Genomic DNA, 26,472 nt, shown 5'->3' with positions numbered 1-26,472 from the left:
TTATTTAACCAGAGTGCCAATTGGTTCGCCATTGGCAATTTTCATAAAATTACCGTGTTTATTCATATCAAACACAATAATTGGTACTTGGTTTTCTTCGCAAAGTGTAAAGGCTGTCATATCCATTACGTTTAATCCTTTTGCATAAACTTCTCTGAAAGAAATCTCATCATATTTTGTTGCTGATGGGTCTTTTTCTGGGTCGGCGGTATAAATTCCATCAACACGAGTTCCTTTTAGAACTGCATCCGCTTTAATTTCAATGGCACGTAAAGCCGCTGCAGAATCCGTTGTGAAATATGGATTTCCTGTTCCAGCTCCAAAAATAACTATTCTACCTTTTTCTAAATGGCGAACAGCTCTTCTGCGAATAAAAGGCTCACATATCTGCTCCATTTTAATTGCGGTAAGCAAACGTGTTTTTAAACCAACTTTCTCTAATGCATCTTGCAAGGCCATTGAGTTGATAACAGTAGCTAACATACCCATATAATCGGCTTGTGCCCTGTCCATCCCACTTTTTTCGGCACTTAAACCTCTAAAAATGTTTCCACCTCCAATTACGATTGCTATTTCAAGCCCCTTATCGTGTACAGCTTTGATATCGATTGCGTATTGCTTAACACGTTCATTATCAATTCCATATTGTTTTTCGCCCATTAGCGATTCGCCACTAAGCTTAAGTAGGATGCGTTTGTATTTCATGACCTCAAAAATATTAACAATTTTTTAATACCTCGCTATGGTTTTTAACAAATGATGTAATTATTTAGATTGAGAGCAATTCACCCCTAAATATTACTTGCTTTAAATTCAAATCTTTATCGAGTAGAACTAGATTGGCTTTTCTATTACTATCAATAACCCCAATTGAAATAGTTTGATTAATTAATTTGGCAGGATGTAATGTTGCCATGTTTAGGGCATGTGGTAAAGTAATATCACAATAAGAAACACAGTTTTTAACTGCATGTAACATCGTTAATGATGATCCTGAAAGTGTGCCATTGGGCATTACAAATTTTTCGCCATTTAAAATATGCTGATATGGCCCAGTTGAACATGCTGTAACTGCATCAGTAATTAAAAATAATCGTTCCATCAAAAGTTTATGTGCAAACTTTACAACTTCAAAATCCAGATGTTGTCCGTCTGCTATAATACTTGCCATCGCTTTATCATGATTAAAAACTGCCGTAGGTATTCCTGGTGCCCTATGATGAATAGGACTCATTGCATTAAAAAGATGAGTTGTAGTTTGAATACCTTGGTTGTAAGCCCTTGTTGCCTCTTCAAGGGTTGCGTTGCTATGGCCTAAAGAAACGACAATATCATTATCTAATAAGTATTGAATGACTTCATCATCCTGACATTCTGGGGCAATGGTCATCATTTTAATTACTCCATCTCCAAAATCAAGTAATTCTCTAATTTCATCAAGCGAAGCTTTTCTAACAAATTCCGGAATGTGAGCACCTAAACGTTTTGGATTTAGAAATGGTCCTTCAAGGTGTAAGCCTAAACAATTTCTCGATGATGAGCGATGTTCTTTCGCAGCGCTTATGCATTCGTTAAAAACTTGTGGTGTATTTGTAGCTATGCAAGCTAAAAAGCCGGTTGTTCCTTTCTTCAGCAAGTCATCTTCTATTATAGTTAATGATTCAACTGTTGGTTCTGCTGAAAATAGCCTTCCGCCGGCACCATAAATTTGTAAATCTATAAAACCTGGAACAACAAGATCGTTAATATCTTTAACAATTTTGGTTGATTTTTCGATTGTAGAAATTACTCCTTCATTAATTTCAATATTGTAATTTTCATTTAAAATATCATTTTGATAGAAGTTGATGTTTTCTAGTTGTAACATATTCCTAGTTTTAGGCGATGGCTAAATTACAACCGAAGTTTTGAAAAATCATATAATTTTAAATTTAGTCCTGAAAACAGGAGCAAAAAAAAATCCCGATTCACACCGGGATTTTTTAATACTATTTATAATTGCTTAAGCGCCTAATTGTACGCGTTTAAAAGCAGATACCGTTAAACCTTTAGAAGTGTTATCTAAAAATTTACGAACATCTACTGAACTGTCTTTAACAAACTCTTGGTTTAATAAAGTACTGTCTTTGTAGAATTTGTTTAATTTACCCGCAGCAATTTTCTCTACCATTTCTTCTGGTTTACCTTCTTGGCGAATAACATCTTTAGCAATTTCGATTTCACGCTCAATAGTGGCAGGATCAACACCGTCTTTATCAACAGCAATTGGGTTCATTGCAGCAATTTGCATTGCAACATCTTTACCAGCTTCTGTAATATCTGCACCATTAGCACCTTCAAATACTACTAAAACGCCCATTTTGCCATTAGAGTGGATATATGAAACAATTTTCTCACCAGATACATTTGCATATTCTTGGATAACAATTTTCTCTCCGATTTTACCGGTTAGTTCAGTTATGGTTTCGGCAACTGTACGTCCATCTTCCAAAGTAATCGCTGATAATTCTTCAGCATTAGCAGGATTGTTGGCAACTGCTGCAGCTAAAACAGCTTGAGCAAGGTTACGGAAATCCTCAACTTTAGAAACTGGTTCAGTTTCACAAGCTAAAGCAACTAATTTGCCATTAGTGCCATCCGCTGAAACAGCGATAGAAACTAAACCTTCAGAAGTAGCGTTACCAGAACGAGCGGCAGATACTTTTTGACCTTTTTTGCGCAATAAATCAACAGCTGCTTCGAAATCGCCGTTAGCTTCTACTAAAGCTTTTTTGCAATCCATCATACCAGCGCCAGTTTGTTGGCGCAATTTGTTTACATCAGCGGCAGTAATTTGTACTGTAGACATTTTATTATTATTTGCCCCCCTCTTTCCCCCCAGAAGGGGGAGGAGCGAGATGTTTATCTTAATAAGTTATTTGAAAGCCCTCCCTTCTGGGGAGGGTTGGGAGGGGCTATTATTCCCCTTCTGTTTTAGTTTCTTCTGATGAAGGTGCTTCAACTTCTGCTTCAGCAGTTACCTTTTTAGTAGTTGGTCTTTTTTCACCAGCTGCTCTAGGTTCTTTAACTTCAGGAGCATCGGCTGCAACTTTCGCTGCTACTGCTTCTTTTTCAGCTTCATCATCTTTTTCACGTTTACGCTCATCTAAACCTTCTTCAATAGCTTTGATAATTACATCAGTAATTAAAGAGATTGATTTCGTAGCATCATCATTCGCCGGGATAGGGAAATCGATGTTAGAAGGATCAGAGTTCGTATCAACCATCGCAAAAGTTGGGATGTTTAATTTTAATGCTTCAGTTACTGCAATGTGTTCTTTCTTAACATCAATTAAGAATAAAGCTGCAGGTAAACGGTTTAAATCAGCAATACCACCTAAAAGTGATTCTAATTTAATACGCTCACGTTGAATCATCAAACGCTCTTTTTTAGATAAGATAGCATAAGTACCGTCTTTAGTCATTTTATCGATGGTAACCATCTTTTTAATTGACTTACGAACTGTAGCGAAGTTAGTTAACATACCACCTAACCAACGCTCGGTTACGAAAGGCATGTTTACTTTTTTAGCTTGTTCAGCTACGATTCCTTTTGCTTGTTTTTTTGTTGAAACAAATAATACTTTACGTCCTGATTTTACGATTTGTTTAATCGCAGCCGCAGCTTCTTCAGTTTTAGTTAAAGTTTTATTTAAATCTATAATGTGAATTCCATTACGCTCCATGAAAATGTAAGGAGCCATTTTTGGATTCCATTTACGGGTAAGGTGACCAAAGTGTACACCTGCATCCAATAAGTCTTGATAAGTTGTTCTTGCCATTGTCTTTGCCTCCTGTGATTAACGTTTACTGAATTGGAATTTCTTACGAGCTTTAGCACGTCCTGGTTTCTTACGCTCAACCATACGCATATCACGCGTCATTAGGCCTTTAGCACGTAATGCAGGTTTTTTCTCCGCATCTAGTTCAACAATCGCTTTAGCAATAGCTAAACGAACAGCTTCTGCTTGTCCTTTTACTCCACCGCCTTGTACGTTTACAGTAATATCATAACGACCCGTAAGTTCAGAAACCTCTAAACTTTGGTTTACGATATATTGCAAAGGTAAAGTTGGGAAATAAACTTTGTGATCTTTACCGTTAACGGTAATTGCTCCAGCACCATCTTTTAAGTAGATACGTGCAACAGCTGTTTTTCTTCTTCCTGAAGTGTTAGTAACTGACATTTCTTAAAGTTTAATGGTTTTTGGAGATTGAGCTGAATGAGGGTGAGTTTCACCAGCATACACAAAAAGGTTTGTGTATAATTTTTTACCCAATTTAGTTTTCGGTAACATACCACGTACCGCTTTCTCGATTACACGTTGAGGGTGTTTCGCCATTAACTCCTTAGGAGAAATAAAACGTTGACCACCTGGATAACCAGTATAAGAAACATATTGCTTTTCGCTGAATTTGTTTCCTGTCAATTTAACCTTGTCTGCATTGATAACAATAACGTTATCTCCGCAATCTACGTGTGGGGTGTACTCAGGCTTGTTTTTACCACGGATGATCATAGCGATCTTCGATGACAAGCGCCCCAAAATCTCGCCTTGTGCATCAACAACAATCCACTGTTTGTTAACAGTTTTCGCATTGGCAGAGACAGTTTTGTAACTTAACGTATTCACTTGCTTGTATTTAATTTATTAAACAATTATTTATTCCCATTAAATTTGGGACTGCAAAGATAGATAGAAAACTTTTATTATCAAATAGTTGGAAAGAAAAAATTGAAAGTTATAAGTTTTAATATGAAAGTCATGTCGTCGTGAGGGGTAATTCCCCTCTTTTAGAGGGGTGCCTGCAAGGCGGGGTGTTTTTTAGTGATTTGTAAAGCAATAACAGTAGTTCTTTTGTTGGCTTCGGCCCCGCTTTTTGTTCCAATCTTTTTTGTTAAAGCACCTGCTTTTATATTCTTAGTTGCTAGTGGGTACGACGAAGCAATTTCATTTTTCAGTTTCAGCAAAAAAGTATTTCCACTTCAATCGGGTTTGGGGAAATTAGAATTGTGACGCTATTGTCGATAATAAAAAAACTGCAATAAAATTGCTTATTTCAACGATTTTTTTGTTAAAAGAGCACTATGAGATTTAGTGTTAGTTTATTGTTTTATTTATATTTGAAAATGAAAAATATTTTAACTCTCTCAATTCTGTTGGTAATCTTAGTTTCATGCAAAACAAAAGATAAAAAGGAAAAAGAAATCTATGATTTTCTTAATCATACAGCCAATAAATTTGATAAAAGCAAGTACGAATTAGTAAATCTAAACCTGTATGATACAGTGTATGTAACAGATTATCATTCAATAAAAATGACGAATTCTTTTATTGAATATTCTGAAGATGAAACACCTGTCACTGTCGATACAACTGCTTCTAATTATAATGCAGATTTTTACAAAGATATGGATTGGTTGTATCAGCCGTTTTCGAGAAAATTGCATGAATATATTCGTGAGGATAATGTTAATTATACAGATTTTAATAGTACACCAAATATTTTCTTAAATGCAATTGTAAATGAAAGTTATTCGGACTTTCGCCAAAAATTTATTTATGAGAATAAGTTTCAAAAGAAACTGGTTGAAGAACTTAGTGCTTACGAGAAATTTAAAAATCTAAAAAGTAGAGATTCCATTTACAAATACATTGATATTGAAAAGAAAAAAGACAAAGAGATTTTTGGATTTATATATTATGGTCTTTACAGAATCAATAATGAGTTATATAAAATGAAATTCTTTTTCGATAAAAATGAGAAGCTCATTGAGTATGAAGAACTTTAATTAATCACATATCAATAGAAAAACCTATCCCCAACTGAAGTAATAGCTAAAAATTATAATCATGGTTATAGAAATTAATAAAGCCGAATACTTGCAAGATTATAAAATAGCATTTGAATTTTCTGATGGTGTAAGTCAAATAGTTGATTTTGGAGATTTTTTAAAATCATCTAAAAATCCAATGTCCAGTAAATACTTAGAAATAGAAGCGTTTAAAAACTTCAATATTGAATTCGGTGATATCGAATGGAATGATTTTGAAATGTGTTTTCCTATCTGGGACTTGCATAACGGTAAAATTTAGTCATTATCTACAAATCTTCAGGTTTAAATCCAATCCTTTTTCTTGGTTCAATTTTCTTTTCCATCAACTTATCTAAGTAAGTAAAAACCAATTCAATGTTTTTATCTTGATTGTTGATTTATCTTGATTGTTGAGTTTCATTTTAATGTCTTCAATCTCATATTTTAGTTCAACATTTTCACAATCTTGTAAATATTCTTACAATTTGAATGTTTACCTGTATTGCTTGTTGGTTATTTAAAACATTAGAAAGCATAAACACACCATGTTCGGTGAAAGCAAAGGAAAGTTTTCTTCTTCCACCCCAACTTGAAGTCGCAATTTGCGTCTTCAAGTTTTGCCATTCACTTTCCGTAAGTTGGAACATAAAATCTTCTGGGAATCTATCTTGATTCCTATGTATTTGCTCATTTAATCTTTTCGTTTCAACTCCATAAAGCTCCGCCAAATCACTATCGAGCATAACTTTATGCCCACGGATTTCATAAATTTTGTTAACTAAAATATTTTCAGGGATGATTGAGAGCTTTTGTTTAGCTGTCATATCATTTTTGGATTTAAAATGTAAGATACAAAAATTGATTTGGATTTGAGGCCACAATTTGTGACCTCAAACAATATCCAATAGCTGTTGTTAAATCCTTAACCATCAAATTTAATGTATGCAGTATCTCGATAATATTTTCGGTTATCCCATTCCTCTGTTTTTAAAAAATATTATAATTGGTATAGTAGCATTAATAATAGGTGCTTTCGTAAAGTTTATCATTCATAAATTATTCTTGCTGTTATCACGTTGGTGGAGTTCAATTATTATTAAATCAACCATCAAGCACCTTAGAAATCCGATAGGTTTATTTATTCCACTTTTGTTTTTAAACTTTTCGTCGTCGTTGATGGTAATGAGTGCTGCCTGGCGATTGCCACTAACGAAAACGTTAGAAATAGCATTGACTGTTACATTTGCTTTAATCCTGATTCGTTTTATTAATGTTCTTGAAGATTATTTTTATCTAAAATATGATTTAAACAAAGAGAATAATTTAAAAGAAAGAAAAATAAGAACACAACTTCAATTTGTACGTAAGTTTATTGTTTCGTTAATAATTCTAATTACTGCTGCAATTATTTTATTAAGCTTCGAAAGTATGCGGAAAATAGGAGCCGGGCTACTTACTGGAGTTGGTATCGGAGGAATTATTATTGGTTTTGCAGCCCAAAAATCACTCGGTAATTTATTGGCTGGTTTTCAAATCGCGTTTACGCAACCCATCCGAATTGATGATGTTTTAATTGTGGAGGGGGAATGGGGAAAGGTTGAAGAAATTACGTTAACGTATGTTGTTGTAAATATTTGGGACCAGAGGAGATTGATCTTGCCTATAACTTATTTTATTGAAAAACCATTTCAAAATTGGACAAGGGTTTCAGCTGATTTACTCGGAACAGTTTTTCTCTACCTTGATTATACCATTCCCATCGAACCGCTTCGTCAGGAAATGACTAGGCTTTTAAGTTCAAATCTGCTTTGGGATAAAAGAGTAAATGTGGTTCAGGTTACCGATAGCACTAAAGACGGCTCGATCGAAGTTCGTTTTTTAATGAGTGCTTCAAATTCCTCCCGTGCTTTTGATTTACGGTGTAATATCCGCGAAGCGATGATTGCCTTTATTCAAACCAATTATCCTGAAAGTTTACCAAAGAAAAGGCTGGAGTTTAAGGATAAGCTTGATGGGATATAGATAGATTGTCAGTCTGAGCCTGTCGAAGACCACTAAAAGTACTTAGACAAACTCAGTATGAAAATTTTGAACTACTATTTAAACATTCCTTTCAGCTTCGCCAATTTTTCTTGTAAATCTCCGTCTACATCTTTTGGTTCATTACGTGGTTTGAAGTTTTGCTTCTGATTATTCGGTTTATACTCTTGCTTTTGATTCTGCACTTTAGGCTCCCGACTGCGAACTTCCGACTTCGGACTAACTTCCGTCTTCATCGACAGCGAAATTCTTTTACGAGCCGCATCAACTTCCATTACCGTCACCTCAACTTTTTGATGAACTTTAACAATATCATTTGCGTTAGCTACAAATCGATTTGCCAATTGGCTGGTATGTACTAAGCCGTCTTGATGAACGCCGATATCTACAAAAGCACCAAAATTAGTAATGTTAGTTACAATGCCTGGAAGCTTCATTCCGATTATTAAATCACCGATTTCATTTACACCATCGGTAAAACTGAAAGCCTCGAATTGCTCACGCGGATCGCGACCAGGTTTTGCGAGTTCTTTCAAAATATCGGTTAAGGTTGGTAAACCAATTTCATCCGAAACATATTGCTGCAATTTAATCTGTTTTTGCAACTGCGTATCTTTCATCAAAACTGAAACGGTTGTGCCTAAATCTTTAGCCATTTTAGCTACAACATCATAACGCTCAGGGTGAACGCCACTTATGTCTAAGACATTGTCGGCATTGCGGATGCGTAAAAAACCTGCTGCTTGTTCGTAAGCTTTATCACCCAAACGAGGAACTTTTTTCAAGCTTTCTCGGTTTTTAAAAGCACCATGTGTGTTTCTGTAATCAACAATGTTTTGTGCTAAAGTTGGCCCCAAGCCTGAAACATAGGCTAAAATCTGTTTCGATGCCGTATTTAACTCCACACCAACCGCGTTTACGGCACTAATTACTGTATCATCCAAGCTGGCTTGTAATTTATTTTGGTCAACATCGTGTTGGTATTGCCCAACGCCGATAGATTTTGGGTCGATTTTTACCAGTTCAGCTAAGGGATCCATTAATCTGCGACCGATTGAAACAGCTCCACGAACGGTAATATCCTGTGTAGGAAATTCTTCTCGGGCAACATCAGATGCCGAGTAAATTGATGCACCACTTTCATTTACCATTACAATAGTGGTATTTGGCAAGTTTAATCCACGGACAAAAGCTTCTGTTTCTCTACCTGCTGTACCATTTCCTATTGCGATAGCTTCGATATCGTATTTCTTACAAAGTTCTCGAATAACTACTTCAGCATTTTTTATGTTTCCTTGTCCGGTATGTGGGTAAATTGCGGTGTTTTCCAACAGTTGACCTTGCTTATCTAAACAAACAACCTTACAGCCTGTACGAAAACCAGGGTCGATAGCCAGTACATTTTTTTGCCCCATTGGCGCAGAAAGTAACAATTGGCGAGCATTTTCTGCAAAAACCCGTATGGCTTCTTCATCTGCTTTTTGTTTGGTTAATACACGAAGCTCAGTTTCCATTGCAGGTTCTAACAAACGTTTATAACCATTTTCCAATGCTTGCTGAACTTGCTTCGATGCACTGTTGTTAGCCGTAATAAATTGGTTTTCTAAAATTGTTAAAGCATCTTCAGTAGGCGGTAAAGCGTCTAAACGTAAAATCAATTCTTTCTCGCCACGGCGCATAGCTAAAACGCGGTGCGAAGCTGCAGTTTTCACAGGCTCGTTCCACTCAAAGTAATCCTTATATTTTATGCCCTCTTCTTCTTTTCCTTTAATTACTTCAGATTTAAAAACTGCTTTTTCCTGAAAATAGATACGCATTTTAGTTCTGGCTTCTGCATTTTCTGATATCATCTCTGCAATGATGTCGCGAGCGCCGGCCAAAGCTTCATCCAAAGAATTTACTCCTTTCTCTGCATCAATGAATGTATCTGCCAGAGCTTCTAAATCGAAATTCTGCTGGTCGAAAATTTGTAAAGCCAAAGGCTCCAAACCTTTTTCTTTCGCCATCGAAGCACGGGTTTTGCGTTTCGGTTTGTAAGGCAAATAAATATCCTCTAAAAGCGAAATGGTTTCTGCTTCGTTTATTTTATTTTCAAGCTCTTGCGTTAGCTTTCCAAGCTCAATCATTGATTTTAAAATGGCTTCGCGGCGCTTGTCTAAATCACGTAATTGCAAAACCCTATCGCGTATTGCCGCAACCTGAACTTCATCTAAACTGCCCGTTAATTCCTTGCGGTAACGCGAAATAAATGGCACGGTTGCACCTTCGTCTAGTAAGTTTACGGTTGCGGTAACTTGTTTTTCTGCAACTTTTAATTCGGTTGCAATTGTTTTATGGTGAGCTAACATATTCAAAAATTAAAGGGGCAAAGCTAATCAGGATTTGTGGGATTTAAGGATTTTTAAGATGAAGTTTTCCACTGAAATTATTGGTAATTAATCGCTTCGCATACCAGGATTTGCGGGATTTAAGGATTTTTAAGATTTTGTAGTTTCCATTTTTTCGGAAAGCAATGACATGGTATAATTGAATGTTAGTCGGGCTTTACGCTATATCTTTTAAAAACAGCTTCTGCTTTTGAGGCATGAAGCATCTGTTTCATCTGTTGCTGATGACAACATATTCAGAGTTGCTACTATTTTAAAAGTATACCGCTTCAATCCCGTTTAGATAGCTTGGATATTGCTGTTATTTTTGGTTGCTTGGTGTAGAAAAAGTTAAAAGTTATTTTTTCTTTTTCGATATTTTCTCCAAATCCTTTTCTGCTTTAAATTTGGTTATTCTCGTAATTAAATCTAAAGGTATGGGTTTATCTATTGGGAACTGAACAGCTCCTTTACTCCATTTGTAATTTCCAAATTCGTGCTGAAAAGCTTCGATGCCCGAACCAGTTGGATAAAAACCAATATGTTTTTTGTAAGCGGCGAAATAAACCAAAACATGATTTTGTTTAAAGGCTGGCATTTTATAACTAATTACCTCTTTTGCATTTGGTACAGCTTTATGAATGGTTTCGCGAATTTGTTGTAGAATTTGCTGAGTTTTTAGTGGAAATATGGCAATGTATTCATCAATTGTTTTTGGTTCTGGTTTTTCCATAGCATTTAAATCTTGATATGAAAATACAAAACTTGAATTAATTTATTCACTAATCTGGATGTCGTATTTGTGCAAAAGGCCTGCTAAACTGGATTTAGAAAACTTTGCTTTTTTAATGCGATTGTTATCAGGGTCGATTGAAAAATTGTATGCTCTCCTGAAATCGGCTTTTTCTAAAATCGTTCTATCAAACGTTGCGCTGAGTAAATCGCAGTTGTCGAAAATAGCATTTGCCAAATCGCACTCCGAAAAATCGACTTCATGAAGCTGGGTATTTTTGAAATTGGTTTTCTTTAGTTTTAGCTTATAAAAAGAGGAGTGGTCTAATTTGCAATTGTCAAAACTGAAAGCTAAACCGAAATCGTTACAGTTTTCGAAACGGAGTCCAAGCATTTTACAATCGCCAAAAATAATGTCATTAAATGAAGTTTTGGTCAAGTTTGCTAAACTTAAGTTACATGAAATGAATTCACAATTAAGAAATTTTATACCGCTCAAATCTGAGTTGGAGAAGTTGCAGTTAGTAAATTTACAATTTTCGTATTCTGCTTTTGGTAATGCTTTTGAATTAAAATCTTCTTTGTTGAATGTTTGCTCAGCTATGTAATTATCGGACATTGGATGTGTTTTTTAGCGAAGGTAAAAATTACCGTTTGATTTTTAGGATTTAGGCAGGAAGAGAACTGCATTTTTTAAACAAGCTTTTGTTAAATAAACCAGATGGACGCGGCAGACAGAGCTTTTTCTGCGAGGCTATAGCAAACAGCGGGACTGCTGAGCGCGAAAAATTCGTGAACGTTGGTTTTCAAATTATTTTACCCTACAAGAGATATAAAATTATATAAGCTTATTTGGAAGAGTATAAAGCAAAAAAAATCCCCCAAATTTTTTTGGAGGATTTGTATATTTTTAGTCTTGGATAAACTCAGACTAACAATTTAAAATTACTTTTTAACGTACATTACTTCTTTAACAGCTTTAACAACACGTTCTGCATTTGGTAAGCTAGCGGCGATTAAAGTTGGCGAATATGGAAGTGGAACATCGGCACAGGTAATGCGTAAAACTGGTGCATCTAAATAGTCGAATGCATGTTTTTGAACCATAAAAGCAATTTCGCCTGAAAGCGATGCTAATGGCCAAGCTTCTTCTACCACTACTAAACGGTTTGTTTTTTTAACTGAAGCAATGATTGTATCATAATCTATAGGGCGAACGGTGCGTAAATCGATAACTTCAACATTGATTCCTTCTTTAGTTAATTCTTCTACGGCCGGGTTTACCACGCGGGTTAACATTTTGCCGAAAGTTACAATGGTTACATCAGTACCCTCTTTGGTTACGTTTGCTTTACCTAACTCAATATAGTATTCTTCTGCTGGAACATCGCCTTTATCGCCATACATTACTTCAGATTCCATGAAGATAACCGGGTCTTGATCGATAATAGATTGTTTTAATAGTCCTTTTGCATCATATGGTGTAGCTGGAACTACAACTTTTAAACCTGGTGTGTTTGCAAACCAGTTTTCGAAGTTTTGAGAGTGTTGTGCACCTAACTGGCCTGCGTTACCTGTTGGACCACGGAAAACCATTGGGCATGAGAACTGACCACCGCTCATTGATAAAATTTTAGCAGCACCGTTGATAATTTGGTCGATTGCTACCAATGAAAAGTTGAATGTCATGAATTCTACAATTGGAACAAGGCCAGCTGTTGCGGCACCAGTTGCTATACCTGCGAAACCTAATTCGGCAATCGGGGTATCGATAATGCGTTTCGCACCGAATTCATCAAGCATACCTTGACTCACTTTGTACGCTCCATTATATTCTGCTACTTCTTCACCTAATAAAAAAACGCGGTCATCTTTACGCATTTCTTCTTGCATAGCTTCGCGTAGGGCTTCTCTAAATTGGATTTCTCTCATTGTAAATTTTAATAACGGTGGCAAATATAATTATTAATCGCTTTGAAACCAAAGGGAATTAAGCGTGTGTTTTGTAATAATTATGGTTGATTAATGCTGTTTTTTCGACCAAAACTTTAAACCATTGTTGAGTTTTGTAGATATTTAAAATAATATTGTGAATATCTGTTAATGAGGTGGTAATTGTGTTAAGGTTTGTTGGTTTAACAAAATATATTGCTGCGATATGGTTTAGAGATTTTCAAGATCGTTGAGGTCTTTTGGACGGCCTGCAGCTTTTTTGGCTTTTTTTAAATCGTCTAAATGAATAGTTTTAATTTGGATACCATCTTCTTCAAATAATATTGCGTTATCATAACTGGCATCAAAATCTAAACCTTTTACAGCTAACATCAAATCAATTGCTGATGGTGGTATGCCAAAAGTAAAAACATCCCAATTTTTATGAGTGAGAAAATTTTCCTCAGTCATATCAAATACAGGCATCCCGAAATTTAAAAATGCATTTTTGATTTTGCCATAGTTGTCTAAAGTTCTTGCCACCCAAATATCCATATCACCCGTAGTTCTTGAGTAACCATGAAGAATTACTGAGAAGCCTCCAACTAAAATATATCGAACATCAGCCTTGTTCAAAGCCTCGACAAAATCACGAAAATCTTCATTAAAAATGTTTCCCATTATTTATTTCTAGCTCTCACACTAAATTTTGTTTTATCCATTCGTGGCGGATTCTCTTCAGGGAAATTGTAGGCAATGCTGTTTAAATAGTTTGCAATTCGCAAACGTTCTTGCCAGGTTAAAGTAAGATAATATTCGGCATGAGATTTTGAAGCTTCTTCTGCAGTTTGGGCTTTAAATGCTGTTCTGTCTAAACGATACATAATCAAATATAAATATTTTATGGATTGATTTAATGCTTCGGATTTAACAATCCGTAAATTTCACTATCTAAAAACTTTCCTCTGAAATAATAATCCTGTTTAAAATGTGCTTCTTTTACAAAACCATGTTTGATTAGGATTTGTCGCGATGCATCATTTTCGACATTAATATTTGCTTTAATGGTATGGAGATTCATATCGTTAAAACCAAAATCGATTGTTCTTTTTAAAGCTTCGGATATAATACCTTTTCTCCAATAATCTGGATGTAGCATGTAGCCAATTTCTGCCCTGTGGTTGGGGTAATCAGTTCGCCAATAGCCAACAGAGCCAATCATTTGACTTGGGTTTTCTTTTAGTGCAATTACCCAGGCTAGATTGTCGCCATTTTCGAATCCTTCGTTAAATGTAGTAATGAATGTTTTAACATCTTCCAAATCTTTTGGTCTTTCGCGGTCGATATATTTCATTACTGCTTCATTTGTGCGCATTTTAAATATATTTTCAGCATCCGAAAGAGCATGTTCTCGTAGAATTAAGCGTTCGGTTTCTAGAACTGGGAATTTATTGAAATTGAGGATTAGCATTTTTAAATTTAAAGATTAACCGCAAAGCACACAAAGTTTTTCGCAAAGGATTTAAAGTTTTATTACCACAGAGGACACAGAGGTTTTCACCGAGAAGAAAGAGATTGAATACTTTAGCCTATACTCTATGCCCTCTGTACTTTTCTTTTTTTTCTCTGTGGTTATATAGAAATCAAAGCCTAGCGTTCTTAGCGATTTTTCTTCTCTAACTTTGCGGTTAAAAACCTACTTTCCAAACAGCGTTTTATAAATCGAATACTTATAATTATCCTGAACCTCGCTAGCCTTAAAATATGGTGCACCAAAAAGTTCAGTAAGTTTTTCTTTAAGCTTTGCTAAAAACAAAGGTTTAATTTCTTCAAGAAAATCGCCACGCAAAACCTGCCGGTTAGATTTAAACCAAACACCGCCATAAGTTGGGTCGTTCATGGTTTTAACAATATACAAATTGGGCTCTACACAAGTTTTGCTGGCAAATTGTTCATAAGCATAAGTGTATAATAGCGTTTGAATTAGTGCTTTGTTAATGTGTTTTCCATCAGAATTAAAAAGCTCATCAATGTCTTTAAAAGCTAATTTGTCGCTTCCTGTTTTATAATCGATGATTTTGGTAATGCCATCTTTAACATCAACCCTGTCGATATAACCGAAAATTTTGATACTTTCTTCTTTACCGTTTAATGGAAAACTAATTTCAGCCTCAATTTTTTGTTCCAGGCTAATGATAGTAAAAGGCGTTTGTGAAATATCCTGGTTTAGAATAATGTTTACGTAAGCATCAACAATGGCTAAGATTACCTTTTGCATACCCTTATATTCCATTACCAAATCGGGATGTTTAAACATCACAGCATTAAATGCTTTCTGAATCAATTTAGGAATACTTTTTCTTTGCTCCTTAATTCGCTCTTCTGTGATTTCAGCTTTTCTTAAATCCGCATAAAAATACTCCATCACTTTATGTAAAATAGAACCAATTTCATTGGCCTCAACAACGGCACTGATCTCTTTGGGTTCCTTAATTTCAGCAATATAGTTGAAGAAAAAATCTATCGGATTGGAAATATATTGTGTTAAAGCCGATGGAGAAAGAATTTTCTTTTTATCGAGGTACTTCTGTAGCGTTTCCTTAATAAACGCATTGCTTGTTTTTTCGATTTTAACTTCTTTAAATTGCTCTGTTTTTACCTCAAGGTTAAGTTCATGATACATGAAGTTAAAACCACTTTCGTATTCCAGTTGCTTTAAAATTCTGCTGGCTTCGCCTGATGTAGATTCATCAGTTAAGCTGTTGTAAATAAAGTTGATGTTCTTTGCTCTTTGGATTAACCGGTAAACCATATAAGAAGAAATGGCATCCAAATTTTCCAATACGGGCAAACCATAAACTCTTCGGATAGAATCAGGAATAAAACTATTGCCGATGGATGATTTTGGAATAATTCCCTCATTAAAACCTAAAATTATTACTTTATCAAAGTTTAGATTTCTGGTTTCTAATAAGCCCATTACCTGAATTCCATTTAATGGGTCGCCAGAAAGTGGAACAGCAATAGCCTGTAACGATTTTTGAACCAAATAAATTACGAAAGGAATTTCCTCTTTGCCAATGTGATTGCTAAATGTATCGTGTAGTCGGTTTAACTCCTGAATGGTTTTAACAAATAATTCTGCATCAATTTTCTTCAGTGTTTTCGCATTTGATAATCTGGTTAAAACGAAATCTAAAACCTCCAGTAAATTGGTAACTACAAATTGTGGGTCTTCAATTTTTTTATAAAAAACTTCAAATAAACCACTTTGTCTTAAAAGACGTTTATGGTCAACTTCAACTTGATTTTCTTCTAATAAAGCCGTTAAAATTTTATCTCGCATCTTTTGCGTTAAACCCGTTAAGGGATGCGTTAAAAATGCCTCAACATTTTTATAAGTGACTTTATCGGCTTGTAATGTCTCTAACTGACTTGTTAGCCATAAGTCTACCAAACCAAAAATACTCGAAGTAGATAAAGCAAAACCCATCGTAACATTCAGGTCAATTGCCGAACCATTATAAATTGTAGGGATGGTTTGCAAAGTTGGGATGAGCAGACTTTCATCTGCCAAAACCACAACAGTTTTACCAACACTTTCTGAGTTCTTATAATCTTCTTCTAAAATTGTGTTAAGGATTTTTGCCTGTGCAGATTGCCCTTGAACTTTGAAAACATTTACGTTATGTTCAGCGGTTTTCATTAAACTTTCCTTGCCAGAAAACTCATTTTTTAATCCAATAAGATGTAAGTTTTTCCTTAAGAATAAACCGGCTTCCTGTTGATTATCATCTAAATAATAGCTGTCTGCATCAAAGTAAAATAGTCCTTTATCAGCTTCCTGTAGCTGGGTAAATATTTTAGCTTCGGCACGGCTTAATGCATTGAAACCAACAAAAATGATTTTTCCTTTATCAAAATTGGAGATGAATTCCTGATGATTTGTGATGTCATCGGCCAAATGGCGATAAACCGAACCGTTAGTTAAATAACCTTGGTCTTTCAGCTTCTCATGAAATTTTTGATACAGCTTTGGCATTCTGCGCCACATTTTTATAAATAGTTCCTGCTGTTTTTTATGTTTTCCTTCAGAATAGGAAGTCCAGAATTGAGCAAGAAATTGGTATTGCTCAGGACTTAAATAATCAAACTCTTTATTGATGACAGAAATGTCTTCCAAATCGCGATATAGCTTTTCTGCATCGACTAAATCAGCATCAATTTGGTTAAAATCGCTTAAAATAATCTTCGCTAAAGGAAAAAATTTATGGCTGGAAATCGTTTCCAGTTTTTCTTCTGCCAGTAGTTGATTGTATATTTTGTAAAGTGTAAAAAACTGCAAATAGAAATCGGCAATTTTATAACTTGTTGAGCAGGCAAAAAACTCCTGTATGGTAAAAAACGAGGGACTGAAAAAAGGTTTACCAATGATATCTGCAAAATGCTTTTGCAAATAAGCAGCTGGCCTTTTGTTATTGAAAACAATAGCACAATTTTCCAGTTGATTTCCAAACCTGGCGACTAAATCTTCGGCAACTTCTTGTAAAAATGGTTTCATTTGAGTCTTCATGTTATACCAATTTCAATTTGCCTTTTACTGCATAAAATAAATAGGTTTTTATGTTTTTAAACCCCATCTCGGCCAGTAGATTTCTATATTTATCTACTTGTTCGATGTGTTTATTGCTCTCTTCCAAAGTAAATTTATAATCCAGAATAATAACTTCATCGGCATTAATTAAAACCCTATCCGGGCGGTGAAGCTTTCCATTGGCATCAATAATGTTTTTTTCGGTGATGCTTTCGGTTGCTTTATTTAAAATTTCCTTAAGCTCTGGGTGGTTAAATACTTCCAAGGCAGAATCAATCAACTTTTGCTTCTCTTCTTCTTTAATATTTCCTTGTAAAACAAGATTAGTGGTGTAATCAAAAACACCTTTTTCGGTACTTGCACTAGCCAAAATATCATGAAGTAAGGAACCCTTTCTCCCTGATTTTTCTATGTTTACCAAATGCTTTAAATGTTTTTCTTCTGATGGAATATAAAGTTCAGATAAACGAGTAGTAGTTGGATAACTGTTTAAAGTAATAAAATTAGCATTGGTGATTTTGTTTTCTACAGTCACATAATCAACGATTTCATAAATACCATTCTCATCAAATTCATTATCGAAAGTGAGGTTGATAACATCGCCAATGTTAGATAAGTTAACTTCTTTGTTTCCTTTTGCTTCGGCTTTGCCCATTGTAGCAATATATAGATAATCTTTTGAGCGTGTTGTAGCAACATAAAGCATGTTTAAAGCATCCATATTATTGTAAAGCAATTCTTCGTAATATGCTTTTGCGATGGAAGAATCGGCTAAGTCTTTATTGTATTTCAACGGAATTCCGCGAAGCTCCTTATAAACTGTATCTTCTGATGAAACCCAGAAAGTTGAATTGGGCTTGCCTTTTACTTCCCAATTGCAGAAAGGAACAAAAACTGCCCTGAAAGCCAATCCTTTAGATTTGTGAATCGTAATAATCTGAATGGCATCTGCACCCTCAGGTGATGGAAGCGACTTTTTTATGCCATCTTCATCCCACCAGGTTAAAAATGAGATTATTCCTTTTTCACCTAACCTACCTGCGTTTGCTGTTAAATCTCTAAATGCTAATAAATAAGGAAGATGTTGTGTTAGGTTTTTCAAATCGTAAGCTTCAATCAAAATTTCAACTAACTCTGGTAGAGGAAGTTGTAGCCACGATTGCCAGTTTTCGCAAAGCGATTTAGGAAGTATATTGCTGAGTGTGCTTAAAGAAACTTTATTGAGATTAATGTAATGGTTTGGATTTGGTTCTTTTTCATGCAAAGATTGAAAAAGCGCAATACAATTTGCCTTGTATAATGCTGTTTGCGCATCTAAACCAATTAATACTTTTAGCGTATTAATAATGAGTTTAATAGACGAATTATTCGAAATCAACAATGCATCTCCAGACAGCACTGGCAGTTTTTGCTCCATCAGTTTCTGAACAGTGAGCATGGCCTCACTATTCGATCTAACCAAAATTGCAATATCTTTCAAGGCATATTTTTGCTCATCTTTTAAATAGAGAATTTCTTTGATAACATCGTCTAAAGCAATATCTCTAAAAATCGTTTCGCTGAAACGTGCTTCGTTTGGCGCATGTTCTTTGCTAAATTTTTTGATTTTAATTGTTCCACCTTTTAAAGTATTGGAAGCAAAATTCTGTGTAGAACCTGCATAAATATCAGTAATAATTGAGCTGTAATTTTGAGCGTTCCACCAGGATGAAATACTTTCTGGCTTGCTTTCCAAATTTTGGTTCAGCTCATTTTGGAGGGTTAATGGAATAGAACGATACAGGAAATTATTAAAAGTGATGATGTTTTCAGCACTTCGATAATTTTCTTCTAAACTTTCTTCGATAACATTGTGTGCGCCAACATCTGTTTTAGCATGTTTATGCAAAATGTTCCAATCACCATTTCGCCAACGATAAATGGATTGCTTGGTATCGCCAACAATTAGGTGGTCGGTTAAATCTATGCTTGGCGTAGCAATGGCATTGGTTAAAAGCGATTTAAAACTTCCCCACTGACTGGTAGATGTATCCTGAAATTCATCAAACAAAAAGTTGCGATACCGGTTCCCTACTTTCTCCCAGATAAAAGATGGATTATCTCCTGCATCTTCTGTAATTCCTGAAATTAATTTTTGCGCATCGCTGATTAAAAGATTATCATTTTCTGCCCGATATTCTTTCAACAACACAGCAATTTCTTGCATTAACCTCAAATAATACAGATTTTTATTGAAAGCGATGGCCAATTGATAGTTTGGCAAATGCATAAAATAATGTGTTTTTATCTTTTGCAAGATTGGGTTTACCGTGTCGTACGCTTCAGGTATGCCGGCGTTTTTTTGAAACCACTCTTCGGGCTCGTCGATAAGATTAAATGTTGATTCTATTTTCGAGAAATCGCCGCGTGCTACTAAAATTAACTTTGTTAGCGGATTTCTTGATTTTCCTTTAAGCTGGTCGTTTTCTACGCCTAAAACCTCAAGTGCCGAATGCGCATCAGTTGCCAATCGAATTATTTCACCCTCAAAATTTTTAATTTCCTCTTTGGTAACGTTAATGTATTTTTTGAAGAGTTCATCAATGTTTTCCAGGCCTAATTCTTCAACCGCTGATTCAAAAATCTGGAATCGCTCCGAGAAAATCTCGCCAATGAGGTTATACAACTCAATTTTATAATTCCAGCTTTTGTTATCGCTGATTCGCTCGATGGCCAAATCGATAATCCATTGCAAAAGCTGTTTATTGTCGTTTAAAGCATTGTCAAGTTTGATAACCAAATCATCTTTAACCTTATCATAATTCATTTCTAAATTATAATCGGCATTTAAACCAAGTTCAAAGGCAAAACCGCGAATTACTTTTTGTACAAAACCATCAATTGTACTTACCGAAAAACGGCTATAATCGTGAAGGATTTTTCTGTAAATTTTATCTGCTTTGAACTGTAGATTTTGAGGTGTTAATTGTGGATAAGCAACTAAAATCAGTTTGCGATAATCATCAATTTTGGCTGATGGATTTCCTTGCGCTAAACCTACAAGAACTTCCAAAATCCTCGATTTCATTTCTTCAGTGGCCTTATTGGTAAAGGTTACGGCTAAAATTTCGCGGTATTTGTTTTCTCCGGAAAAAAGTAAAGTAAGGTAATGTGCCGTTAAACTGAACGTTTTACCAGAACCGGCAGAAGCTTGAAGAATTTTTACGGGTTTATTTGGCATAATAAATCTTCTGCTAAGCGATTATTGTGAACGTTATAATTAAAAAATTTGCTAAAAGGGTGTGATAAGAGGATCGGATCAAGATTTACTTGCATTTATATTTCTTAATCTTGATTTAACAATGTTTCAACCTCTTTTTTTAGTCTAGGAATAATGGTAATGATGATGTTCCAAATATTTTCTGGTTCAATTTCATCATAACCATGAATTATTTTATTTCGTGTATCAACAATTCTCCTGGCATCAGTTATGCTTAAATCAGTATTAAGCTTTAATAACTGGTTAACTGCCTCTCCAATAATTTCAAGATTGCGCTCAACTGCCTGTTGCATCATCAAGTTTTCAAGGAAATTTTTAAAAATTCTAGGCTCCCCAATAAAAAAATCTATCCGATGGATAGCCAGGGAAATATCTTGTAGAAGTTTATAATGACTTTTATCCATAAATTTTCACGCGAGTTTCATTAACTTCTTGAATAAAGTATGTGTTTTTTAGTGCTCTCTCAGATAGGATATCTACTTCTCTACCTAAGCGTTCTCTCAATGCATCTTGTAAATCCCAAAATAAACCACCTTTTTCAAGTGGGTCTAAATTTTCTTGAAAGTTCACCAAAAAATCAACATCGCTTTCTTCGTTAAACCTATCAGAAACTGCTGAGCCAAATAAATACGCACTTGTTACCTTATGTTTTTTTAACAAGGTGATAATTTGAGGCATATATTTTTGTAAGCTTGGATGTACCATACACAAATATACATTTTTGGTTTAATCGTTTTTATGATTTACTTTTTTCTTCGCCAAAGTTTTATGACTAATTCTTAATGGTCTTTCCGCCATTTCAATTTTTAGACCTAATAAATCTCGAATCACTACCGATGCACAAGCGCCACCAAAAGCAGCAGGCAAATAAGAAACAGTTCCATATGCCGAACGTTTAAAATTACTTCCATCCGTCATTATCATGGAGTTTTTATCCATCTCTTCGGTGGAGAAAACGGCTTTAATTTTGCCTGCATTTACTAATTTATTTAACCTTTTGCGCACATAACTGGCAAATACACATTGGTAAGTGTCGGGTAGCATCGCAATTCTTAATCTGGTTGGATCCATTTTACCACCGGCACCCATGGAACTTACAATAGGAATATTTTTTTCTAAAGCGGTGCCCAATAAAGTTATTTTTGGCATTACGCTATCAATACAATCCATTATATAATCAAAATTTGATTGTAAAATTTCCCTGCATTTTTCTGGCGTTAAAAAAGTATTCACCACATGTAATTTCAATTCAGGATTTATAGCAAGTAAGCGTTCTTGCATAATTTCGGCTTTGCTTACTCCGTGGTTGGTAGCTAAGGCAGGTAATTGTCTGTTCCTGTTTGTTGGGTCAATAACATCGCCATCAACAATTGTCATTTCGCCAATACCCGAACGACAAATAAATTCAGCAGCAAAAGAACCTACACCACCCAAACCGATTATTAAAACATGTTTGGATTGCAGTTTATCAATCCCATCATTCCCAACTAAAAGTGCAGAGCGTGAAAGCCAGCTTGTATCAGACATATTGCTAATTATTTATTCTGTTCTTCGACAAGCTCAGAATGACAAATTTTATAATAAATTAAATTTCTTCCAGTCAGCAAAAATACGTGCTTTAAGTTCATCAATAGAACATTTTTTTAAACTTGCTGCGGCTTCATAAATTTCTTGTATTGAAATTTTCGAATCATCAGTTTCTAAAAAGAAGTTATTCGTATTTTGGATCAGTTGTTCGGCACCAGAATCCTTTTTTAAAATGGAAGTACCAAATGATAAATAAAAACCATTTGCAATTAATTGTTCTCCAAGCGATTTGTGTTTATTAAAACCATGAATTATCATCGGTGCATTCACTTTTAACCGTTTTTTAACCTCCAATAATTCTGAGAAACTTTTTACGCAATGGAGGATAATAGGTTTGTTTAATTTTTCTGCCAATCTGATTTGGTTTTCCAGAATGATAATTTGATGAGCTATGCTTTCGCCTCTTAGTTTATCCAAACCACATTCGCCAATCATTTTTACGTTTGGTTGCTGTGCTTTGCATTCTAGGTGTTTTAATTGAACCTCCAGATTTTCTAATTTGGCAAACCAAGGATGCATGCCTACAGAAATCGACCTATTACAAGTTAATGGATATAAATTTCCATCTGTTAATGATAAACTTAAAATACTTTTCACATCTTTTTGTTGTAATGATTGATGTGTATGAATATCAAGATATTGCATTTCGTTAGTGGTGTAAAAATATAAATGTAGTTAGTCTGTAAAGAATCAATAAATAATCTATAAAATTAGTAGACTTTATTATTTTTACAGCATCATTCTTAATAAATCATGAAAAAAATATTAATATTACTTACAGCTGTATTAATTTCTAGTGCAGCGTTTAGTCAGGCGAAACAAGAAGGTGTACATATTTACAATCCTGAAGCAAATGCCTTGGCAGACTTAAAAGCCGCTACGGATAAGGCCGCTAAATCCAATAAACATGTATTGGTTCAGGTAGGAGGGAATTGGTGTAGCTGGTGTATCGCTTTTCATAATTTGGTAGATACAACTGCAATTTTAACGCAAACCATTAATGATAATTATGAATATGTTCTGGTAAATTGGGATAAAGACCACCATAACGATGAAGCTATGAAATATCTTGGTTTCCCAAATCGCTTTGGGTATCCAGTTTTTGTAGTTTTGGATGGAAAAGGCAAAGTACTACACATCGAAAATTCATCTTATTTAGAAACCGATGAAATTGGTGCAAATGGAAAGAAAAAAGTTGGTCACGATGTAAAAAAAATCACCTCGTTTTTAAAAGGGTGGACGGTTGCGGCGGTAAAACCAGAAACTTACAAGCCAAAAGCCAAGTAAGATAGAGGGAAAAAAGGTATAAGGTAAAAGGTAAGATGGTTGAGGGTTAAACCAAATAACCAAAAAAAGCCGCTGATTTTCAGATATTAATCTGCGAATCAGCGGCTTTCTTTTCTAATCATCTAAATCTTCTTCATCATCTTTAAGGTCATCTACATTCAATTCATAAGATGCTCTCGATGCTTCATCGGCTTGTTCCAACAAATCTTTATCGTGTTCTATGTTGGTTCCGTCGCCGTCTAATTCATTAATATTTTCAGTATCATCCTCTCTGCGTAAAGCATCGTTCGGGTCGTTAGAATAATCTTCGTCTTTTGGGTCTATCATAACTTTGAATTTTATAAATAGATAATGATTTAGAAGAGATAATTGTTTTAAGTTTTTATAAAGCTAAAAGACTAAAGCAGAAAGACCAAAGGCTTGGCTGGCAAAACTGTTCCGTAAATTTTGTGTTTCCGTGGCAAATCTTTAAACAAAAAATGCCAGATAGATTTACCTGACATGTCCTTTCTATTCATCGTGTCTTTGTGGTAAAGCTATCCTATAACCCATCGCCAAACTCATAATTCGGCAAAATACTCACAGGTAATTTTCCTGTTGGCACCAAACGATTATTTATAACTGCTGCGGCCGAAATCTGCATATAGTCTTCTTTCTGATAACCAATGACCAAGCCTTTACTATTTTCTAATCCTGGCAAACCAGCTAAATTATATGGATTGGCAAATAGTGCGAAAACAGCATTCTTGCCAGATAATTCCTTAATAAAATTTTTAACACCAGCATTTAAGGGTATGTTATTTCCTGGTCTTGCTCTACTATCGTGAATACCCACAATTATCTGGTCGAAAGCACCAATTTCGCGGGCAATGTTAGAAATTTGCGTTGCAGTTGCATCTTTGTCCAGCACATAGTAAACTGAATTGTAAAAGCCTTTAGAAATTTCTTTCTGGAATTTAGTAACCGAAGGAACCCCAATGCTTATAATGGCTGTTCTTCTAATCGGAATCATATTCTTAATGTAGTCTTTTCCTTTTAATAAAGTAACTGATGCATTCGCCAGTTCCTGTACCAATGCATTGCTTGCATTACGATTTACGCCCGCAACAATGCCTTCAGTAACAATGGTATCGCGTTTATCCAAGCCTGCCCAGTATTTTGCAGTTAAAATCTTGCGTACACTTTCGTCAATGGTTTTTATATCAATTCTGCCTTGACGCACCGCTTTACGAACTAAGTGAATCGCTCTGTCGCTATTTTCCGAGAGTTCTAAAATATCGTTACCAGCAATAACGCCAAGCAAATCTGCTTCTCCATTTTTAAAATATTTTACAACACCTTTCATATCCATCGCATCAGAAATAATTAAGCCTTTAAAGCCGAGTTTCTCTTTCAAAATGCCCGTAACAATAGATTTCGACAGCGTAGATGGTAAATTTGGAGTATTATCTAATGATGGAATATTCATGTGCGCAATCATAATTCCCGATGCGCCTTGCTTAATCAATTCTTTAAAAGGATACATTTCCAAACTATCTAATCGGGCTACACTAAAAGTAAGCTGCGGTAAATCGTAATGCGAATCTACATCTGTATCGCCATGACCAGGGAAATGTTTCAATGTAGTTAACAAGCCACCATCCTGCATCCCTTTCATATATGCAGCCGTTTTGTTGGCCACATTATATTTATTTTCACCAAAAGAACGGTAGTTGATTACAGGATTTTTTGCATTGTTATTAATATCGGCATCGGGTGCCAAATTCATTTGCATACCCAAACGTTTAAAATCTTTAGCTACTTCCAGCCCCATCTTATAAATCAAATCTTTATTTTGGATGGCGCCTAAAGTCATTTGATAAGGATAAGCAATTGTGCTGTCTAAGCGCATACCTAGTCCCCATTCTCCATCATTAGCTATAATTAAAGGTACGTTACTTACCTTTTGATAGGCATTTGTTACCGCCGCTTGTCTGCCTGGGCCACCTTGAAAAAAGATAACGCCACCAAGCTGCTCTTTTTTAATTACCATACCAACCGAATCAGAGTACTTTTTGCCCAAATTGGTATGCGCCCGAACAAAAAACATTTGTGCAATGCGTTCTCTGCGGTTAAGTTTTTTAAAAACAGAATCAACCCATTTCGGCTGATTGCTTAATAAATCCAGGTAGGTTTGCTTTTGAGCATTTGCCGAGAAAGTGGCAACGAAGAATATTAGTAATAAGAATAAGTTTTTTTTCACGATGTTTTATTGAAACCAGATGGCTAAATTAATAAGTTAAAAGCGAATTAAACAAAAACCAATCCAAGTAATTAATTTAATACAATGTATAGCATTAGGTTTTTCAAAATTTGAAAACGAACGGTCATTAGTTCTTAGGTATCCACAGCCCCGCTGTTCGCTAAAGCCTCGCTGGAAAAGCTCGGGCTATCGCTATCATCGGGTTTATTAACAAAGTTAGTGCTAAACAAAACTTATTAAAGCCCTGTTTTAGTAAATGATTTAATCAAAAAATAAAACATAATTTAATGAAAGCGGTTATAATATTAACGCTTTGCAAATATTTAACTAAATTTTATAATTATGAAAAATGTAAGCACACCGAAGAACAATCCTACTACGCAAGGAAGTTCGATAGCAGACAGAGCTAACCACGATGTTAAAATTGACAAAAAAATTCAAGGGATTACGAATGGCGGCGGACAACGTTCAGACCAAACATCTAATAAAGATAACCAGCGTAAGCACGATAATAAAAAATAACGTAATGGAAGATGTGAAATGTAAAATGGACAATGTTTAACCACCTAAAAGCTC

27 protein-coding genes are annotated in these 26,472 nt (G+C 35.0%); 5 read left to right on the top strand and 22 right to left on the bottom strand.

The window, feature by feature from the left end:
• The 6 genes from pyrH to rplM form a co-directional block, all read right to left on the bottom strand.
• Positions 1–705, bottom strand: a complete 705-nt coding sequence (gene pyrH / locus IEV50_RS02185) for a UMP kinase (protein ID WP_188411606.1) — start codon at positions 703–705, stop codon at positions 1–3.
• A gap of 64 nt (positions 706–769) precedes the next feature.
• Positions 770–1,867 carry an N-acetylglucosamine-6-phosphate deacetylase gene (gene nagA / locus IEV50_RS02180; protein ID WP_188411605.1) on the bottom strand — a complete coding sequence of 366 codons (1,098 nt, stop codon included), beginning with the start codon at positions 1,865–1,867 and terminating at the stop codon, positions 770–772.
• A 135-nt stretch (positions 1,868–2,002) separates the two neighbouring features.
• A complete protein-coding gene (tsf, locus tag IEV50_RS02175; protein WP_188411604.1) occupies positions 2,003–2,848 on the bottom strand; it encodes a translation elongation factor Ts in 846 nt (281 codons plus the stop codon).
• Positions 2,849–2,957: 109 nt separating this feature from the next.
• Positions 2,958–3,821 carry a 30S ribosomal protein S2 gene (rpsB, locus tag IEV50_RS02170; RefSeq protein WP_188411603.1) on the bottom strand — a complete coding sequence of 288 codons (864 nt, stop codon included), beginning with the start codon at positions 3,819–3,821 and terminating at the stop codon, positions 2,958–2,960.
• Positions 3,822–3,839: 18 nt separating this feature from the next.
• Complete coding sequence (gene rpsI, locus IEV50_RS02165; RefSeq protein WP_055913282.1) at positions 3,840–4,226, bottom strand: 30S ribosomal protein S9; 387 nt, start codon at positions 4,224–4,226, stop codon at positions 3,840–3,842.
• Between the two features lie 3 nt (positions 4,227–4,229).
• Positions 4,230–4,673, bottom strand: a complete 444-nt coding sequence (gene rplM / locus IEV50_RS02160; protein WP_116248884.1) for a 50S ribosomal protein L13 — start codon at positions 4,671–4,673, stop codon at positions 4,230–4,232.
• Positions 4,674–5,170: 497 nt separating this feature from the next.
• Between rplM and IEV50_RS02155 the strand changes: the two genes are divergently transcribed.
• Both IEV50_RS02155 and IEV50_RS02150 read left to right on the top strand, forming a co-directional pair.
• Entirely contained in the window at positions 5,171–5,833 is a 663-nt protein-coding gene (locus tag IEV50_RS02155) for a hypothetical protein (RefSeq protein ID WP_188411602.1), read from the top strand.
• Between the two features lie 61 nt (positions 5,834–5,894).
• A complete protein-coding gene (locus IEV50_RS02150; protein WP_229746589.1) occupies positions 5,895–6,137 on the top strand; it encodes a DUF2442 domain-containing protein in 243 nt (80 codons plus the stop codon).
• A gap of 178 nt (positions 6,138–6,315) precedes the next feature.
• Here IEV50_RS02150 and IEV50_RS02145 read toward each other — a convergent pair whose 3' ends face one another.
• Positions 6,316–6,681, bottom strand: coding sequence for an ORF6N domain-containing protein (locus tag IEV50_RS02145; protein WP_188411601.1), 366 nt, complete (start codon positions 6,679–6,681; stop codon positions 6,316–6,318).
• A gap of 118 nt (positions 6,682–6,799) precedes the next feature.
• Between IEV50_RS02145 and IEV50_RS02140 the strand changes: the two genes are divergently transcribed.
• Complete coding sequence (locus IEV50_RS02140; protein ID WP_188411600.1) at positions 6,800–7,879, top strand: mechanosensitive ion channel family protein; 1,080 nt, start codon at positions 6,800–6,802, stop codon at positions 7,877–7,879.
• Positions 7,880–7,953: 74 nt separating this feature from the next.
• Here IEV50_RS02140 and IEV50_RS02135 read toward each other — a convergent pair whose 3' ends face one another.
• From IEV50_RS02135 to IEV50_RS02075, 13 genes are all read right to left on the bottom strand, one after another.
• Positions 7,954–10,245 (bottom strand): Tex family protein, encoded by a 2,292-nt coding sequence (locus IEV50_RS02135; RefSeq protein ID WP_188411599.1) that lies wholly within the window; start codon positions 10,243–10,245, stop codon positions 7,954–7,956.
• 376 nt (positions 10,246–10,621) lie between these two features.
• Positions 10,622–10,996 (bottom strand): iron chaperone, encoded by a 375-nt coding sequence (locus IEV50_RS02130; RefSeq protein WP_188411598.1) that lies wholly within the window; start codon positions 10,994–10,996, stop codon positions 10,622–10,624.
• A gap of 42 nt (positions 10,997–11,038) precedes the next feature.
• Complete coding sequence (locus IEV50_RS02125; protein ID WP_188411597.1) at positions 11,039–11,614, bottom strand: pentapeptide repeat-containing protein; 576 nt, start codon at positions 11,612–11,614, stop codon at positions 11,039–11,041.
• A gap of 326 nt (positions 11,615–11,940) precedes the next feature.
• The gene (locus tag IEV50_RS02120) at positions 11,941–12,927 is read right to left on the bottom strand and encodes a pyruvate dehydrogenase complex E1 component subunit beta (RefSeq protein ID WP_188411596.1); all 987 of its coding nucleotides are present in this window, start codon (positions 12,925–12,927) and stop codon (positions 11,941–11,943) included.
• Positions 12,928–13,158: 231 nt separating this feature from the next.
• Positions 13,159–13,608, bottom strand: coding sequence for a DUF6036 family nucleotidyltransferase (locus IEV50_RS02115; protein WP_188411595.1), 450 nt, complete (start codon positions 13,606–13,608; stop codon positions 13,159–13,161).
• A complete protein-coding gene (locus tag IEV50_RS02110; RefSeq protein ID WP_229746588.1) occupies positions 13,608–13,811 on the bottom strand; it encodes a hypothetical protein in 204 nt (67 codons plus the stop codon). The genes IEV50_RS02115 and IEV50_RS02110 overlap by 1 nt, the downstream gene beginning before the upstream one ends.
• A gap of 29 nt (positions 13,812–13,840) precedes the next feature.
• Positions 13,841–14,398, bottom strand: coding sequence for a GNAT family N-acetyltransferase (locus IEV50_RS02105; protein WP_188411594.1), 558 nt, complete (start codon positions 14,396–14,398; stop codon positions 13,841–13,843).
• Between the two features lie 225 nt (positions 14,399–14,623).
• The gene (locus tag IEV50_RS02100; RefSeq protein ID WP_229746587.1) at positions 14,624–17,500 is read right to left on the bottom strand and encodes a PD-(D/E)XK nuclease family protein; all 2,877 of its coding nucleotides are present in this window, start codon (positions 17,498–17,500) and stop codon (positions 14,624–14,626) included.
• A gap of 1 nt (position 17,501) precedes the next feature.
• Positions 17,502–20,741 carry a UvrD-helicase domain-containing protein gene (locus IEV50_RS02095; RefSeq protein WP_188411593.1) on the bottom strand — a complete coding sequence of 1,080 codons (3,240 nt, stop codon included), beginning with the start codon at positions 20,739–20,741 and terminating at the stop codon, positions 17,502–17,504.
• A gap of 104 nt (positions 20,742–20,845) precedes the next feature.
• Positions 20,846–21,184: a HepT-like ribonuclease domain-containing protein gene (locus tag IEV50_RS02090; protein ID WP_188411592.1), complete on the bottom strand. Its 339-nt coding sequence runs from the start codon at positions 21,182–21,184 to the stop codon at positions 20,846–20,848.
• Positions 21,177–21,485 carry a nucleotidyltransferase family protein gene (locus IEV50_RS02085; RefSeq protein WP_188411591.1) on the bottom strand — a complete coding sequence of 103 codons (309 nt, stop codon included), beginning with the start codon at positions 21,483–21,485 and terminating at the stop codon, positions 21,177–21,179. Before IEV50_RS02085 ends, IEV50_RS02090 begins: the two co-directional genes overlap by 8 nt.
• A gap of 21 nt (positions 21,486–21,506) precedes the next feature.
• Positions 21,507–22,307, bottom strand: a complete 801-nt coding sequence (locus IEV50_RS02080) for a tRNA threonylcarbamoyladenosine dehydratase (RefSeq protein WP_188411590.1) — start codon at positions 22,305–22,307, stop codon at positions 21,507–21,509.
• 48 nt (positions 22,308–22,355) lie between these two features.
• On the bottom strand, positions 22,356–23,012 hold the full coding sequence (locus tag IEV50_RS02075; protein ID WP_188411589.1) for a TatD family hydrolase: 657 nt from the start codon (positions 23,010–23,012) through the stop codon (positions 22,356–22,358).
• A 108-nt stretch (positions 23,013–23,120) separates the two neighbouring features.
• Between IEV50_RS02075 and IEV50_RS02070 the strand changes: the two genes are divergently transcribed.
• On the top strand, positions 23,121–23,654 hold the full coding sequence (locus tag IEV50_RS02070; protein ID WP_188411588.1) for a thioredoxin family protein: 534 nt from the start codon (positions 23,121–23,123) through the stop codon (positions 23,652–23,654).
• A 114-nt stretch (positions 23,655–23,768) separates the two neighbouring features.
• On the opposite strand, the gene IEV50_RS02065 is transcribed toward IEV50_RS02070, so the two are convergent.
• Positions 23,769–23,981 carry a hypothetical protein gene (locus tag IEV50_RS02065; protein WP_188411587.1) on the bottom strand — a complete coding sequence of 71 codons (213 nt, stop codon included), beginning with the start codon at positions 23,979–23,981 and terminating at the stop codon, positions 23,769–23,771.
• 214 nt (positions 23,982–24,195) lie between these two features.
• The gene (locus IEV50_RS02060; RefSeq protein WP_188411586.1) at positions 24,196–25,896 is read right to left on the bottom strand and encodes a glycoside hydrolase family 3 protein; all 1,701 of its coding nucleotides are present in this window, start codon (positions 25,894–25,896) and stop codon (positions 24,196–24,198) included.
• Between the two features lie 342 nt (positions 25,897–26,238).
• Here IEV50_RS02060 and IEV50_RS02055 point away from each other — a divergent pair, with 342 nt between their 5' ends.
• The gene (locus IEV50_RS02055; protein WP_188411585.1) at positions 26,239–26,418 is read left to right on the top strand and encodes a hypothetical protein; all 180 of its coding nucleotides are present in this window, start codon (positions 26,239–26,241) and stop codon (positions 26,416–26,418) included.
• The last annotated feature ends 54 nt before the right edge of the window (positions 26,419–26,472 follow it).

Origin of the sequence: Pedobacter mendelii, from assembly GCF_014635725.1 — a bacterium.
In the GTDB taxonomy this organism is placed as follows: Bacteria; Bacteroidota; Bacteroidia; order Sphingobacteriales; family Sphingobacteriaceae; genus Pedobacter; species Pedobacter mendelii.
The sequence above is the reverse complement of the archived record's forward strand: the minus strand, read 5'-3'. Positions and strand labels throughout refer to the sequence as shown.

Bases quoted from the DNA above. Each gene is read 5' to 3' on its own strand.
- pyrH (WP_188411606.1), bottom strand. From the start codon at position 705: ATGAAATACAAACGCATCCTACTTAAGCTTAGTGGCGAATCGCTAATG.
- nagA (WP_188411605.1), bottom strand. From the start codon at position 1,867: ATGTTACAACTAGAAAACATCAACTTCTATCAAAATGATATTTTAAAT.
- tsf (WP_188411604.1), bottom strand. From the start codon at position 2,848: ATGTCTACAGTACAAATTACTGCCGCTGATGTAAACAAATTGCGCCAA.
- rpsB (WP_188411603.1), bottom strand. From the start codon at position 3,821: ATGGCAAGAACAACTTATCAAGACTTATTGGATGCAGGTGTACACTTT.
- rpsI (WP_055913282.1), bottom strand. From the start codon at position 4,226: ATGTCAGTTACTAACACTTCAGGAAGAAGAAAAACAGCTGTTGCACGT.
- IEV50_RS02155 (WP_188411602.1), top strand. From the start codon at position 5,171: ATGAAAAATATTTTAACTCTCTCAATTCTGTTGGTAATCTTAGTTTCA.
- IEV50_RS02150 (WP_229746589.1), top strand. From the start codon at position 5,895: ATGGTTATAGAAATTAATAAAGCCGAATACTTGCAAGATTATAAAATA.
- IEV50_RS02145 (WP_188411601.1), bottom strand. From the start codon at position 6,681: ATGACAGCTAAACAAAAGCTCTCAATCATCCCTGAAAATATTTTAGTT.
- IEV50_RS02140 (WP_188411600.1), top strand. From the start codon at position 6,800: ATGCAGTATCTCGATAATATTTTCGGTTATCCCATTCCTCTGTTTTTA.
- IEV50_RS02135 (WP_188411599.1), bottom strand. From the start codon at position 10,245: ATGTTAGCTCACCATAAAACAATTGCAACCGAATTAAAAGTTGCAGAA.
- IEV50_RS02130 (WP_188411598.1), bottom strand. From the start codon at position 10,996: ATGGAAAAACCAGAACCAAAAACAATTGATGAATACATTGCCATATTT.
- IEV50_RS02125 (WP_188411597.1), bottom strand. From the start codon at position 11,614: ATGTCCGATAATTACATAGCTGAGCAAACATTCAACAAAGAAGATTTT.
- IEV50_RS02120 (WP_188411596.1), bottom strand. From the start codon at position 12,927: ATGAGAGAAATCCAATTTAGAGAAGCCCTACGCGAAGCTATGCAAGAA.
- IEV50_RS02115 (WP_188411595.1), bottom strand. From the start codon at position 13,608: ATGGGAAACATTTTTAATGAAGATTTTCGTGATTTTGTCGAGGCTTTG.
- IEV50_RS02110 (WP_229746588.1), bottom strand. From the start codon at position 13,811: ATGTATCGTTTAGACAGAACAGCATTTAAAGCCCAAACTGCAGAAGAA.
- IEV50_RS02105 (WP_188411594.1), bottom strand. From the start codon at position 14,398: ATGCTAATCCTCAATTTCAATAAATTCCCAGTTCTAGAAACCGAACGC.
- IEV50_RS02100 (WP_229746587.1), bottom strand. From the start codon at position 17,500: ATGAAGACTCAAATGAAACCATTTTTACAAGAAGTTGCCGAAGATTTA.
- IEV50_RS02095 (WP_188411593.1), bottom strand. From the start codon at position 20,741: ATGCCAAATAAACCCGTAAAAATTCTTCAAGCTTCTGCCGGTTCTGGT.
- IEV50_RS02090 (WP_188411592.1), bottom strand. From the start codon at position 21,184: ATGGATAAAAGTCATTATAAACTTCTACAAGATATTTCCCTGGCTATC.
- IEV50_RS02085 (WP_188411591.1), bottom strand. From the start codon at position 21,485: ATGGTACATCCAAGCTTACAAAAATATATGCCTCAAATTATCACCTTG.
- IEV50_RS02080 (WP_188411590.1), bottom strand. From the start codon at position 22,307: ATGTCTGATACAAGCTGGCTTTCACGCTCTGCACTTTTAGTTGGGAAT.
- IEV50_RS02075 (WP_188411589.1), bottom strand. From the start codon at position 23,012: ATGCAATATCTTGATATTCATACACATCAATCATTACAACAAAAAGAT.
- IEV50_RS02070 (WP_188411588.1), top strand. From the start codon at position 23,121: ATGAAAAAAATATTAATATTACTTACAGCTGTATTAATTTCTAGTGCA.
- IEV50_RS02065 (WP_188411587.1), bottom strand. From the start codon at position 23,981: ATGATAGACCCAAAAGACGAAGATTATTCTAACGACCCGAACGATGCT.
- IEV50_RS02055 (WP_188411585.1), top strand. From the start codon at position 26,239: ATGAAAAATGTAAGCACACCGAAGAACAATCCTACTACGCAAGGAAGT.